At 62.4% G+C, this 13058-nt stretch carries 11 protein-coding genes and 2 tRNA genes; 7 read left to right on the top strand and 6 right to left on the bottom strand.

The window, feature by feature from the left end:
* Both L5849_RS00570 and L5849_RS00565 read right to left on the bottom strand, forming a co-directional pair.
* Complete coding sequence (locus L5849_RS00570; RefSeq protein ID WP_236923859.1) at nucleotides 1-1128, bottom strand: epoxide hydrolase family protein; 1128 nt, start codon at nucleotides 1126-1128, stop codon at nucleotides 1-3.
* Between the two features lie 2 nt (nucleotides 1129-1130).
* Complete coding sequence (locus L5849_RS00565) at nucleotides 1131-1553, bottom strand: PaaI family thioesterase (RefSeq protein ID WP_236923858.1); 423 nt, start codon at nucleotides 1551-1553, stop codon at nucleotides 1131-1133.
* A 228-nt stretch (nucleotides 1554-1781) separates the two neighbouring features.
* Here L5849_RS00565 and leuA point away from each other — a divergent pair, with 228 nt between their 5' ends.
* Complete coding sequence (gene leuA, locus L5849_RS00560; protein ID WP_236923857.1) at nucleotides 1782-3464, top strand: 2-isopropylmalate synthase; 1683 nt, start codon at nucleotides 1782-1784, stop codon at nucleotides 3462-3464.
* On the opposite strand, the gene L5849_RS00555 is transcribed toward leuA, so the two are convergent.
* Nucleotides 3461-5263 (bottom strand): diguanylate cyclase, encoded by a 1803-nt coding sequence (locus tag L5849_RS00555; protein ID WP_236923856.1) that lies wholly within the window; start codon nucleotides 5261-5263, stop codon nucleotides 3461-3463. The genes leuA and L5849_RS00555 overlap by 4 nt on opposite strands.
* A gap of 327 nt (nucleotides 5264-5590) precedes the next feature.
* On the opposite strand from L5849_RS00555, the gene L5849_RS00550 reads away from it, so the two are divergent.
* Nucleotides 5591-6652: an amidohydrolase gene (locus L5849_RS00550; protein WP_236924593.1), complete on the top strand. Its 1062-nt coding sequence runs from the start codon at nucleotides 5591-5593 to the stop codon at nucleotides 6650-6652.
* An 81-nt stretch (nucleotides 6653-6733) separates the two neighbouring features.
* Nucleotides 6734-7702, top strand: a complete 969-nt coding sequence (locus L5849_RS00545) for a nitronate monooxygenase family protein (protein WP_236923854.1) — start codon at nucleotides 6734-6736, stop codon at nucleotides 7700-7702.
* Here L5849_RS00545 and L5849_RS00540 read toward each other — a convergent pair.
* The 3 genes from L5849_RS00540 to L5849_RS00530 form a co-directional block, all read right to left on the bottom strand.
* Nucleotides 7699-8241 carry an AHH domain-containing protein gene (locus L5849_RS00540; RefSeq protein ID WP_115416658.1) on the bottom strand — a complete coding sequence of 181 codons (543 nt, stop codon included), beginning with the start codon at nucleotides 8239-8241 and terminating at the stop codon, nucleotides 7699-7701. The two genes, L5849_RS00545 and L5849_RS00540, sit on opposite strands and share 4 nt — an antisense overlap.
* Before the next feature lie 7 nt (nucleotides 8242-8248).
* Nucleotides 8249-9055, bottom strand: a complete 807-nt coding sequence (locus L5849_RS00535; protein WP_236923852.1) for a hypothetical protein — start codon at nucleotides 9053-9055, stop codon at nucleotides 8249-8251.
* 101 nt (nucleotides 9056-9156) lie between these two features.
* Nucleotides 9157-9642 carry a flavodoxin family protein gene (locus L5849_RS00530; protein WP_236923851.1) on the bottom strand — a complete coding sequence of 162 codons (486 nt, stop codon included), beginning with the start codon at nucleotides 9640-9642 and terminating at the stop codon, nucleotides 9157-9159.
* Nucleotides 9643-9721: 79 nt separating this feature from the next.
* Between L5849_RS00530 and recJ the strand changes: the two genes are divergently transcribed.
* The 4 genes from recJ to L5849_RS00510 all read left to right on the top strand — a co-directional run bounded on the left by recJ (nucleotide 9722) and on the right by L5849_RS00510 (nucleotide 13031).
* The gene (gene recJ, locus L5849_RS00525) at nucleotides 9722-11500 is read left to right on the top strand and encodes a single-stranded-DNA-specific exonuclease RecJ (RefSeq protein WP_236923849.1); all 1779 of its coding nucleotides are present in this window, start codon (nucleotides 9722-9724) and stop codon (nucleotides 11498-11500) included.
* Between the two features lie 84 nt (nucleotides 11501-11584).
* A tRNA-Glu gene (locus L5849_RS00520) sits at nucleotides 11585-11659 on the top strand.
* A 46-nt stretch (nucleotides 11660-11705) separates the two neighbouring features.
* Nucleotides 11706-11780: transfer RNA gene (locus L5849_RS00515), tRNA-Glu, on the top strand.
* 63 nt (nucleotides 11781-11843) lie between these two features.
* Entirely contained in the window at nucleotides 11844-13031 is a 1188-nt protein-coding gene (locus tag L5849_RS00510) for an ATP-binding protein (protein ID WP_115416654.1), read from the top strand.
* The last annotated feature ends 27 nt before the right edge of the window (nucleotides 13032-13058 follow it).

The raw sequence follows: 13058 nt of genomic DNA, 5'->3' as shown, positions 1-13058 counted from the left end.
CTATCGCATCCTTGCGAAACAGGCGCGCAACTCGCCTATGAACAGCTCGGGTTGCTCCCACGCGGCGAAGTGGCCACCCGCATCAAGATCGTTCCAGTAGCTAAGATTGGTCAGCGTGCGTTCGACCCAGGCGCGCGGTGCGGGCAGTATCTCTTTCGGAAAAGCGCTCACACCGGCAGGGATGTCCACCGTGTCTCCACCGAGCTTGGCGAAACTCTCCCAATAGAGCCGCGCTGCCGAGGCTCCCGTGGCAGGCAGCCAGTAGAGCATGATGTCGTCGAGCACCTGATCCATCGACAGCGCATCCCAGGGCGAGCCGTCATTGTCGGTCCAGTAATAGATCTTCTCGAGTATCCATGCAGCCAGCCCGATGGGAGAATCGACCAGCGAATAGCCGATCGTCTGCGGGCGAGTGCTCTGCTGCTTCGAATAGCCCGAGTCCCATTCCCGATAAAAGCCAAGGCGCTGCATCGCGTCGAGCACGTGCGGATCCTCACTCTGCAGGTCTTCCGGGCGGGGCCTGCCGATCGGCATGTTGAGGTGAATGCCTTTGCACCCCTGCGGTGCAAGTTGCCCTATGGCGGTCGTCACCGCAGCGCCCCAATCGCCGCCCTGTGCCACCCAACGGGTGTAGCCGAGGCGCTGCATGAGTTCGGACCATGCTCGTGCAATTCGCTCGACACCCCAGCCCGTCGCGGATGGTTTCTGCGAAAAACCGTAGCCGGGCAGCGAGGGAGCGACCACATGAAAGGCCATCGCCTCCGGGTCCGTGGGTTCGGCCAACTCATCCATAACATCGAGGAACTCGACCACCGATCCGGGCCAGCCATGGGTGATCACCAGCGGCATTGCGTCTTGGCGGCTGGAGCGCTTGTGCAGAAAATGGATATCGAGCCCGTCGATCTCGGTCATGAACTGACCGATCTCGTTCAACCGCGCCTCGCAGCGCCGCCAGTCGTATTCGATCCTCCAATAGGCGACCAACTCCTTGAGAGCTGCGACCTTCGTGCCTTGCGACCAGTCATGGACCGGCTCCTCCTCGGGCCAGCGAGCATGGTCGAGCCGGTCGGCGAGCGCCACCAGTTCATCGTCCGGAACAGTCAGCTCAAACGGCCTGATTGCGCCCATGCCTACCCTCCGGTCGCCTTTTTCGAAGCCTCGACCACCCGGCTTATATCTGCCAGCAGAATCGTACTGGTCGCCTTGGCGAGTATGGTTCCGCTCGCATCCTTGAGGTGTCCCTCGTAAAAGCTGGTGCGCTTGCCGTGCCGCTCGACCCAGGCCTCCGCGATCACGGATCCAGGCCGCGTCGGCGCGAAGAAGCTGACCTTCAGCTCCAGCGTCATCGGGACGATGCCCTGCCCGTTCTTCGCCATCGCGGCGTGGGCCATTGCGGCGTCGATCCATCCACTGATGAAGCCACCCTGTACCACGCCGCCCGAATGGCACTGTTCCCGCTTGGCCTCGTATTCCAGGCTCGCACGCCCTTCCGGGTCGGTGGAGACGATACGCACCAGCCCCATCGTCTCGTGTAATGAATGTCCGTCTGCCATGCCCTCTCCCTTCGCGAAACAATATGTCACGCGATGCCCAAGCTTCTTTTGCTTTACAACCCCGAGGAAGGGCACCATAGCGATGGCCATGCACTACGCACTCGGTCTGATTATCCTGCGACTTACACGCCCTTGGGCGTGATAGCTGGCGTGCCTTTCGCGGTGCGCTGAGCGCCCAAGGGACCAACTACCGCCCCGCAAGCTTCCGCAAGACCAGAGACCCTCGTAATGTCCATGCTCCACAACCCGAGCACCAAGTATTCGCCTTTCCCGCAGGTCGCTCTGACCGACCGGCAATGGCCAAGCCGAACCATCACCACGCCCCCACGCTGGCTCTCCACCGATCTTCGGGATGGCAATCAGGCCATTGTCGACCCGATGGATGCGCACAAGAAGAACCGCTTCTTCGATCTGCTGGTCGAGATCGGCGTGAAGGAAATCGAAGTCGGCTTTCCCAGCGCGGGTGCGACCGAATTCGATTTTATCTCCGGCCTCGTGCAATCGGGCCGCGTTCCGGACGACGTACTGGTTCAGGTGCTCACTCAGAGCCGCGAAGATCTCATACGCACCAGCTTCGCCAGCCTGACCGGAGCGCGGGCAGCGATCGTCCACCTCTATAATGCGGTCAGCCCCGCATGGCGCGAAGTCGTGTTCGGCATGACCACCGAACAGGTCCGCGAAATTGCCGTGCACGGCGCGAAGGTCATGCGCGACGAGGCAGGCAGGCAGCCGCAGACCGACTGGCACTTTCAATACAGCCCCGAGACCTTCTCGACCGCCGAACTCGATTTCAGTTTGGAGGTTTGCGAGGCGGTGATGGAGGTGCTCGCGCCGACACCCGAGCACCCGATCATCCTTAATCTGCCTGCCACCGTCGAAGCGGCGACGCCCAATATCTACGCCGATCAGGTGGAGTATTTCATCCGCAATCTGCCCAACCGGGAGAGTGCGATTATATCGCTGCACACGCATAACGATCGCGGCACCGGGGTCGCAGCGGCGGAGCTGGCGCTGATGGCAGGCGCGGACCGCGTCGAAGGCTGCCTGTTCGGTAATGGGGAGCGGACGGGCAATTGCTGCCTTGTGACCATGGCGCTCAACATGTACACGCAAGGCGTTGATCCAAAACTCGATTTTTCGGATATCGACCGCGTCATCGAGACCGTGGAATATTGCAACGAACTGCCTGTACACCAGCGCCACCCCTATGGCGGGGAGCTCGTATACACGGCATTTTCCGGCAGCCACCAAGATGCGATCAAGAAGGGATTCGCCGCGCTCGAGACTCAGAACGATCCGCATTGGCGCGTGCCTTATCTGCCGATCGATCCCGCCGATCTCGGCCGCAGCTACGAAGCGGTCATCCGGGTCAATTCACAATCCGGCAAAGGCGGCTTCGCCTGGGTTCTCGAGCAGGATCAGGGCCTCAAACTGCCCAAGCGCATGCAGGCCGACTTCAGCCCCCACGTCCAGCGCATGGCGGACGAAGTAGGGCGCGAACTCGATGCCGCCGACATATGGGCGGCCTTCAAGGGCGCTTATCACGTCCAGACGGCAGATAAGCATTTCCAGCTTGTCGATTACGACGAACGCCGCGCCAGCGACGGGACCCGCCTGTTCACCGGCACCATCGCGGTCGAGGGCAAGGAGCAGACCGTTTCGGGCCGCGGCAACGGGCTCATTTCCAGCGTGCTGACGACGATCGAGAACGCTTTCGGCCTGTCGCTCGAAGTGGTCGATTACAGCGAACACGCGCTCACCGCAGGCCGCGACAGCCGCGCCGCCGCCTACCTAGAATGCCGCGCCAAGGATGGCCGGACTATCTGGGGGTGTGGCATCGACGAGGACGTGGCCACAGCGAGCGTGCGGGCGGTTCTAAGCGCTGCGAATTCGGCGGTCGAGACAATCTAGCTATTCGCGGCCACCCGGCTATCCTCCAGCGGAGGTTTCCGGTTTTCGCCATGTCGGCCCATGTCCTGTGCATGACGCAGGCGATTGCGTCCCGCTGCCTTGGCGGAATAAAGCGGGCCGTCGGCAGCCTGCATCGCCATCGAAGAACTGCACCGTTCGGCGATGCGTGCGATCCCGAGCGATGCGGTGATGTTGAACGTGCCGCCATCATTGTCGGTCATGACATGACGCTGGATAGCGAGCCGAAGCTTCTCACATATGATCGCGGCGGTCTCGCGCGCGGGACCCACAGCGATCATACCGAACTCCTCCCCACCGAGGCGCGCGAAAAAGCAATTGTCGTTAGCGCTTTCGCGCATGATTTCAGCAACCTGTTTGAGCACAGCATCCCCGACCGCATGGCCGTAGGAATCGTTGACACGCTTGAAATAATCGAGATCGACCAGCGCCAGGGCGAAGGGCTCCTCATCGGCAAATTCGAGCTGGTCCTCCAGCACATCGAGGAAGGCCCGGCGGTTGGGCAGACCGGTGAGCGCGTCGGTACGTGCTTCCCGAGATGCCTGAATCTCGTCGAGCTTGCGAGCAGTGACGTCGCGGATCGTAACCACATAGGCGGATGCCTGGTGTTTCGAGGAATCAATGGCGCGTAGCTTCGCTTCCAGCCAGCGGGTCTGGCCGCCCCTTTCGACGGACCGTTCGATGATTTCCGTGTGTCCGGGATATTGCGCCGCAGATCGTAGAGTTCCATCCACGATTTCCTTGTCGAACTCGCTGAAAAACGCGGCAAGATGAAGATCGACAACCTTGTCGCGACCACTCAACCGGATGGAGGCAGGCGAGGCGAAGCGGATCATGCCATGCTGGTCGAGCTGCAGCAGGGCATCGTCGGAATGATCCGCGATAAGGCGCTGCATCGCTTCACGATTGGCGAGTTCTTCCATGAACCGCTGCCGCTGTTTGAGCGCCACGGCGAGCGGGAAGGACAGGAGCACGAGGATGCTGAGATAGAATTGCAGGAACAGGGCTTTCTGCCACAACGGAATGGTCAGTTCCGCAAAGACGCCGGTGTCCGCCCCAAGCGTTCCGGCAGACGCGAGCGTGATGAGCAACACGGTAATCGCTGCACCGAAGCGCCCGAAGCGGAAACTGGCGAGGACGAGCGGCACGACCGGAAGAAACAGCGTGGGGAAGGTCGATTGCAGAAGGGCGACAGCGGAAATCCCTATCGTCAGCAAGGTCATGCCGATGAAGGGCAGTATCCGGTCACGTTTCAATAGTCGCGCGAAAACCGGCTTTTTGTACGAGGCCAGGAGCAGTGTAAGCGGCATCACCAGAAGCGTGCCCAATCCATGGGCGATAAACCATGAAAAGGAATGCTCCTGCCACCCCCCGGCGATGACCTGCGAGGCCAGTATACCTCCGGGAATGGAAGCAGCCAGCGGCCCGACGATCCCCGCCAAAAAACCCAGCCAGACGATTCCGATTTCGCTTTCGACATAGTCCCGTTGCGGCCGGAAGCGAACCAGCAGCCATGCGATCAGCCAGGCTTCGAAGACATTCACAAGGGCGAATGGAATTGCCCAGACCGGCCCCAAACCAAACAGTGCGGTAGCGAGAGTGCTGAAGGCGGCGAGGGTCACGGCGGCAGCCAAGGAGTGGGAGCGCGGAATTGTGAGAAACAGAGCCGCAGCAATGGCCGCGCCCGGCCACACCAACGCAAGCCCCCCGGAAAACCGAGTCCAGACGATCGTCAGGGATGTGACACAGAAAAAGACCGCACCGTAGGTGGCGATTTGCATCACAGGATTCGGTGCCCTGGAATGCATCATATGTTCAACCACTCCATAACAGGTCGCTAGACCGGTAAGCTTAACGCGGGAAAGGCAGTTGCATACGCATTTCCACTTATGCGCTCGCAAAAAGCCAGGATACGGGCCGCATCTACGACCCCCTGATTCTTAACCTTTCCGTTTCGTCAGGACGCTCGCCATCGATAGGAGATGTAACGCCGTCCATCGAAACCACCACTTTTCCTTGTCAGCATCGTGGTCCATGTGTTCCATCATGAAGGCTTTGCCATGGGTGAAGATCGCGCCGACCGCGACAAATTGGGGAGAGTGCCGCCGATGACCGAAGATATCCTCGAACCCGACCTGCCGATCATCGATCCGCACCACCACCTTTGGGACCTGCGCCCGCTGATCGCGGCTTTTCCGGAACCGAGGCACGATTTCATCGAAGCCGTCGCCGGAGCCGCTTACTATACTTTCGACGAACTCCACTCCGATACGCATTCGGGGCACAAGGTGATCGGCACGGTGTTCATGGAATGCGGCGCCTTCTACGACGCTGCACGCGCCGACGCGATGAAACCGGTCGGCGAAGTCGAATTCGCCAATGGTGTCGCGGCACAGGGAGCCAGCGGCCAGTACGGCGATTATCGCCCCTGTGCGGCAATCGTCGGGCATGCCGACCTGACGCTTGGCGATGCGGTCAGGCCCGTTGTCGAAGCCCTGATCGCCGCCGGCAATGGACGCTTTAAGGGTATTCGCCATGCCGCAGCATGGGATGCGGATCCCGATGTGCTCGGCCCGCCTTTTCACGCACCGGAGGGCCTCTACCGCTCGGACGCCTTCCGCGCCGGTTTCGCGGCTTACTCGGATTACGGGCTGACCTTCGATGCCTGGCTGCTCGAGCCCCAGCTCGGGGACCTGCTCGACCTCGCCAAGGCGTTCCCGGAACAGCAGATCGTCCTCGACCACTGCGGCACACCGCTCAATATCGCATCCTATCGCGGCAAGCTGCACGAACGCTTCGATGTCTGGCGCCGTTCGATCCATGCCCTTGCCGAATGTCCCAATGTAGCGGTGAAGCTCGGCGGTCTGGCGATGGCTTTCTGCGGCCTGCCCGAGGATGGCCCGGCGAAGGAGCACGGTTCCGAATATCTGGCGGCGTTGTGGCGGCCTTATGTCGAAACCTGCATCGAGGCCTTCGGTCCGGGGCGCGCAATGTTCGAATCCAATTACCCGGTGGATCGCTGGGGCGCCAGCTATCCGACCCTTTGGAATGCCTTCAAGCGTCTTGCCGCCGGGTACAGCAAGGACGATAAGCGCGCGCTTTTCGCAGCCACGGCGGCGCGAGTTTACGACATCGAGCATATCCTCGACCGCGCCCCGACCGACGCTTGACGTTTACGTAACGTCACTCTCGACAAGCGCCTCGACGCACCATAGGCCCTCGCCTCCACAGTTCTCAGAGGAGCCTCCTGCATGACCCTGCCCGCCCCGTTCGACAAGTTGCGTATTCCCGTAATCGGATCGCCGCTGTTCATCGTTTCCGGGCCGGAACTCGTCATCGCGCAGTGCAAGGCCGGTATTGTCGGGAGCTTTCCCGCATTGAACGCGCGGCCACAGAGCCAGGTGGATGAATGGCTCCACCAGATAACCGAAGAGCTGGCCGCGCATAATCGCGACAATCCCGACCGACCGGCAGCGCCCTATGCAGTGAACCAGATCGTCCACAGGTCGAACGATCGCCTCGATGCCGATATGCAGACCTGCGCAAAATGGCAGGTGCCCATGGTGATTACCTCGCTCGGCGCACGCGAAGAGGTTTTCAAGGCCGTGGATAGCTGGGGCGGAATCACGCTGCACGACGTCATCAACGACCGCTTTGCTCGCAAGGCGATCGAGAAAGGCGCTTCCGGGCTCATTCCTGTGGCCGCAGGTGCGGGCGGTCATGCCGGCACGCTCAGCCCCTTCGCGTTGATGCAGGAAATCCGCGAATGGTTCGATGGTCTGGTGGCGCTTTCGGGCTCCATCGCTCATGGACGCTCGATCCTGGGCGCGCAGGCTCTAGGCGCGGACTTCGCCTATATCGGTTCGCCATGGATCGCGGCGAGCGAGGCGAATGCGGATCAGCGGTACAAGGACGCGATCGTCGAAGGCCGTGCCGACGGCATCGTTTACACCAACCTCTTCACCGGGGTGCATGGGAATTATCTGCGGTCGAGCATCGAGGGTGCGGGGCTCGATCCCGACAATCTCCCCGAAAGCGATCCCAGCAAGATGAACTTCGGCAGCGGCGGCAACACCAAGGCCAAGGCCTGGAAGGACATCTGGGGGTCGGGCCAGGGCATTGGCAGCGTGACCAAGAGCGCGCCGGTGGAAGAAACGGTCGCCCGGCTCGAACGCGAATATATCGCCGCGAAGGAAGCGCTGGCAAAGGTGACCGCCTAAAGCACCACGGCGGTCCCGGCGGCCCATAAAACCTCAGCCATCGCATCGAGGTCGGAAAAGTCGACTCCCCTGCCTAGGGGGTCCTTGCGATTGAGCCGCAAGGGCTTTCGCTCGTCCAGCAGCCTTTGGCGCAAGGCCCGCTGCAACAGCGCCAGCCGCATCAGCGCGGTTTCGGCGGCGTGGATCGGATCGGACGTGGATTGGCGCGCCCATTTGCGTTCGATGCGGCCGACCCGTTCGATCACCATCGCATTGTAATCGCGGTGCGGCCCGCGGTGGAGCGGAAGGGCCAGGCGCCGCGCAGCCTCCTCGCGCGCGGGGAGCAGCAGACCATTCCTGCGAAAGTCGTCGAAACCGATCCGTTCGGTGCCCAAAGCATCGAACAAAGCTTCGAAACATGCCTCACCAAGCAATTGGCGTGGCAGCAGGTGATGCCTCTGCAACGCAGGATCGTGCTGGGGAGATCCGCGTCGGTTTACGGCCCGGAATGGAAGGTTGCGACGATTGGCGCCCAAGGTGGCTGGCAGGCGATAATCCATCCCGCAGTCAGGCTGGAAAAATCCTGAGCAGACCGGCCGGGCGATCCGGTTCCAATTTCAGGATTGTCCCGTCTTCGGTCGCAAACTCGCAAGCGCTTTCCCGCAGGTCGAAACCGATCAATTCCTGGACCACGCGCACAGCCAGGCGCGTAGCGGCGGTTCGATCGCGGCACAGGGCGGGATCGAGCCACAATTCGCAATCGGTGAAGAAGTTTAGCCCCTCGCTACACAATGCCCCCTGCCCGTCGAACCGGATGCCGAGCAGTCCGAGTGCGGGAAACGGTCCGCCGGTGAGCCAGCTTTCGGTCGTTTTGGCAAAAAACTTCGGCGCGATGGCAGAGCGTGCGGGAGGCCAGCACACCGCATTCACGCCGCCCAGCGATCGGACCAGCGCGGCGCCGATCCCCAGTAGGGTTCGCACAATCGGAAGTGCATGGGCGCCCTGCGCTATATGCGGTCCCGGATACAGTCCGAGCGCTTCGCTCCCCTCCTCGCGGTCGACCTGGACGTTGAACAGATAGCCAACTTCCGGCGTGGCCAGCGCGGGGCCTGGTCGCAAGCCGAGCAAATCGAAGGTCAACCCGTCGGCGAGCAGTTCGACCCAGTCGATATCGCCGTCGTTCGGCAGGGCGGCGCCATTTACCGGGTCAAGTCTCTCGACTGCGATGGGATCGTGGCTGATCGAGATGCGCGGCTGGTCCGAAAGGGCTGCGAGCAAATCGGCGCGATCCGGCCTTTTACCCTTGTCGAACAAGAGGATGAGGCCGGAACCGATTGTGCTGCCATCGCCAATGCTTCGCTCACCGGCCGCCACCAGAATACGCCGTCCTTCTCCCTGCGAAGAGCAAACCTTGGCTGCAATCCGGCAGGCCGTCGAGTCCACAAAAGGCTAATGCTCGAAAGCGGACCCTTTTTTCAGAAGATCCCCTGCGCGATCCCTTCGGCCAGAGCCGCGCCGAGTTCGGTCGCGTTGGCAAGCGTCTGGGGCGCAACGGTCTTCGGTGCGAGAATCGCTTCCGGTTCCTGTGCGTCGGTCATTTCGATCCACGGATCGGTCACTCGCTTCAACCGCCAGCCCGTGGCGATGCGATCGATCTGCCGCTGCGCGCCCTCCCCATCCGATCCGGCGGCGATGACCGTGGCATAGGGCCTGCCTTCGATCCGCCCCAGGAGCGGGTAATAGCAGCGGTCGAACATTTCCTTCATCTCGCCGCTCATACTGGCGAGATTTTCCGGGCAGCAGAACAGGTAGCAGCCCGCCGCAAGCAGATCTTCCGGCGAAACATCCGACGCCCGCTTCAGCACGCCGCCGTCGCCGGCGCCCTCACTGGCGGCACGAGCGATCTGCTCGCTGGTACCGGTGCGGCTGTGCCAGACGATGAGCAGAGACGTTGGGGCCATCGGCAGAGCATCGCCAACACCTGTCGATTGTCAATCTCCAGAACTTCCTCCCACACCCCGCACCGGCTATTGCCATCCCATGGCATCGCAGGCCCTCTCCCACGTATTCGGTGTTTCCTCCTCACTTACCGGCCGTGCCTGGCGCTGGCGTGGCGGGAATATGGAGCTCGGCAACACGCCGGGCCTGGACGACGATATCGTGCGTCAGCTCTTGCTTTCACGCGGAGTCGCCGCAGAGGATATCGAGCGACATCGCAATCCGACATTGCGGAATTTCCTGCCCGATCCATCCCTGTTCCGCGATATGGACGTTGCCGCCGATCGCATCGCGCAGGCCGTTATCGCGGGTGAGAGAATCACCATTTACGGCGATTACGACGTCGACGGGGCGACCAGTTCCGCATTGCTGATCCGTTTGTTGCGCGAGCTGGGCGTGGAAGCGGACTATTACATTCCCGACCGGCTGCTGGAAGGCTACGGACCGTCGGGCGAAGCTCTGGTCAAGCTAGGCCAGGCAGGTTCCAGCCTGATCGTCACGGTCGATTGCGGCGCGATGGCGCATGAGGCGCTGGGCATGGCGCATGAGGCGGGCATCGACGTGATCGTGGTCGACCACCACAAATGCGCCGCGGACCTTCCCAAGACGGTGGCGCTGGTCAACCCCAATCGTCTGGATGAAGAAGACGAGGCGGCGGCACATGGACACCTTGCCGCAGTCGGGGTGGCATTCCTCCTGGCGATTGCCCTGGTCCGTACTTTGCGCGAGCGCGGTTTCTTCACCGAGCGCAAGGAACCGGACCTGCTCGCGCTGCTCGATGTCGTCGCGCTGGGTACGGTCGCCGATGTCGCCGCGCTACATGGCCTCAATCGCGCATTCGTCTCGCAGGGCCTCAAGGTCATGGCCAAGCGCGACAATATCGGCATGTCCGCCCTCATCGATGCAAGCCGCCTCAAGCGCGCTCCGGCGTGCTCGGACCTCGGCTTTGCGCTTGGCCCGCGCATCAACGCCGGCGGTCGCGTGGGAGAATCGACGCTAGGCGTCAGACTTCTGACCACGCAGGATCCCGAAGAGGCACGCGAAATCGCAGCGCAATTGTCCGCGCTCAACGAGGAACGCCGGGCGATCGAAGCGGAAGTGCAAGAGGCCGCCGAAGAGCAATTGGCGGCGCAGCACAATCGCGCGGTGCACCTCGTGGAAGGTGAAGGCTGGCACCCCGGCGTGATCGGCATCGTGGCCGGGCGCATCAAGGAAAAGACGGGTAAGCCTTCGCTGGTGGTCGCGCTCGACGGCGAGACTGGCAAGGGATCCGGGCGCTCGATCGCCGGGGTCGACCTTGGCGCCGCCATCATCCGCGCCCGCGACGAAGGATTGCTGGTGGCGGGCGGCGGACATGCAATGGCCGCCGGATTGACCGTGGCCGCAGACCGGGTCGAGGCGTTGGCCGATTGGCTCGACCGTATGCTCGAAGGACAGGTCGCCCGCGCCTCGGCTGAGCGTGCCATGGCGCTGGACCTTGCGGTCGCCCCCGGTGGGTTGACGCCCGAACTGGTCCACGCGCTCGAAGAAGCGGGACCTTATGGAGTAGGCTGGCCCGGCCCACGCGTTGCAGTGGGTCCGGTGCGGCTGGTCAAATGCGATATCGTCGGAACAGATCACGTTCGCCTGATCGCCGCCGGCGAAGATGGCAAGAGCTTCAAGGGCATCGCTTTCCGTGCCGCGGAAAGCGACATGGGTCAGGCCCTGCTGCACGGTTCGCGTGGCCGCCGCCTGTGGCTGGCAGGCCGGGTAAAGATCGACGATTGGGGCAATCGTCCCCAGGCGGAACTGCACCTCGAGGACGCCGCGTGGGCCGATTGAATCATTTGCATGCATTCGAGGGTTGACGGCCCGCAACCCCACGCCTAATTGGCCCGCCACGCCACCGACCCGCAACGCGGGTGTGGCCCGTTCGTCTAGCGGTTAGGACGCGGCCCTTTCACGGCTGAAACACGGGTTCGATTCCCGTACGGGTCACCACGGTGGCGGTATTGCATCTGCAATCCGCGCAAAGCGCCACATATGTGGCCCGTTCGTCTAGCGGTTAGGACGCGGCCCTTTCACGGCTGAAACACGGGTTCGATTCCCGTACGGGTCACCATCTCTCCACATCTTCGGAAAAGCGGGTAGCGCCCCTTGCCGGGCACGGGTAAGGCGCGCGGCAATGAGCGAGCGAAGCTTCCCCTGGCCCGGATTCGCAGTGGCGGTTGTCGCCTGCATCTTTCTTGCGATTCTCGGTGTCGACCTGGTCTATGTGGGGGTTCTCTTCCTCGTCTGGACGGGGTCTCTTCATCTGGTCTCGGCTCGACCGCCCGAGAACAAACCCGTTGCCACCGGCCCCGCTTTCACCCGCGACAATATGGCGGACCTGTTCGAGCACTCCGAAACGCCGGTCGTAATCACCGAACGCGATCGGGTGATCGTGGCCAATCTCGCGGCGCGCAAACTGCTCGGCGGGCACATCGTCGGACAGGACGTGCGCATGGCACTGCGCCAGCCCGAAGCCATCCGGCTGCTGGCACGCAAGGCCGATGGCGGAGCGGTCGTGCGCGGTCTGGCACGGCGCACCGACATCTGGCGGATCAACCGCAAAAGCCTGCCCGGCGGCCTTGCCGTCATCGAATTCGTCAACAAGACCGCCGAAGCCGACATTGCCCGCGCGCATACCGATTTCGTCGCCAATGCCAGCCACGAACTGCGCACGCCGCTTGCTTCGATCATCGGTTATGTCGAGACGCTGCGCGAAGACGTGGACCGGCTCGACCCCCGAATGGCCGACAAATTCCTCGGTACTATCCAGCGCGAAGCCAAGCGGCTGCAGGATCTTGTCAGCGATCTCATGTCGCTGTCGCGAATCGAAGCCGAGAAGCACGACCTCCCCAGCAAGACACTCGACCTCTCCAAGCTGGTGGAACGCGCCGCTCACGATGCGGCGAGCGGCGAGCGGGCGCCATTGCTCGATTTCGAGACTGCGCAGGCATTCGAGGTTCTTGGCGACCGGCAACAGCTCGAACAACTCGTCCGCAACCTCGTCGACAACGCGTTCAAATACGGGAGTCCGGGCGAGCGGGTCACCGTGCGCTTGCATCCGAGAGGGGACAGCCGTGTGCGCCTGACCGTCACCGACCGCGGCGACGGCATATCGCCGGAACATATTCCCCACCTCACCCGTCGCTTTTACCGTACCGATCCGGGTCGCAGCCGAGCATCGGGGGGAACCGGGCTGGGCCTAGCGATCGTCAAGCATATCGTGGAGCGGCATCGTGGCAGACTCGACATCGACAGCACGCCTGGCGAAGGCACGAGGGTCACTGTCACCCTGCCGATCGAAAAAGCCGACGAGACTGTCTGACCTTACACCCCGTTGCAAAGCCCCGCA

The sequence above is a fragment of the Erythrobacter sp. SN021 genome (assembly GCF_021864455.1).
Note: the sequence above shows the minus strand (reverse complement) of the source record. Positions and strands in the feature narration are given on the sequence as shown.

Bases quoted from the DNA above. Each gene is read 5' to 3' on its own strand.
- L5849_RS00570 (WP_236923859.1), bottom strand. From the start codon at position 1,128: ATGGGCGCAATCAGGCCGTTTGAGCTGACTGTTCCGGACGATGAACTG.
- L5849_RS00565 (WP_236923858.1), bottom strand. From the start codon at position 1,553: ATGGCAGACGGACATTCATTACACGAGACGATGGGGCTGGTGCGTATC.
- leuA (WP_236923857.1), top strand. From the start codon at position 1,782: ATGTCCATGCTCCACAACCCGAGCACCAAGTATTCGCCTTTCCCGCAG.
- L5849_RS00555 (WP_236923856.1), bottom strand. From the start codon at position 5,263: ATGCAAATCGCCACCTACGGTGCGGTCTTTTTCTGTGTCACATCCCTG.
- L5849_RS00550 (WP_236924593.1), top strand. From the start codon at position 5,591: ATGACCGAAGATATCCTCGAACCCGACCTGCCGATCATCGATCCGCAC.
- L5849_RS00545 (WP_236923854.1), top strand. From the start codon at position 6,734: ATGACCCTGCCCGCCCCGTTCGACAAGTTGCGTATTCCCGTAATCGGA.
- L5849_RS00540 (WP_115416658.1), bottom strand. From the start codon at position 8,241: ATGGATTATCGCCTGCCAGCCACCTTGGGCGCCAATCGTCGCAACCTT.
- L5849_RS00530 (WP_236923851.1), bottom strand. From the start codon at position 9,642: ATGGCCCCAACGTCTCTGCTCATCGTCTGGCACAGCCGCACCGGTACC.
- recJ (WP_236923849.1), top strand. From the start codon at position 9,722: ATGGCATCGCAGGCCCTCTCCCACGTATTCGGTGTTTCCTCCTCACTT.
- L5849_RS00510 (WP_115416654.1), top strand. From the start codon at position 11,844: ATGAGCGAGCGAAGCTTCCCCTGGCCCGGATTCGCAGTGGCGGTTGTC.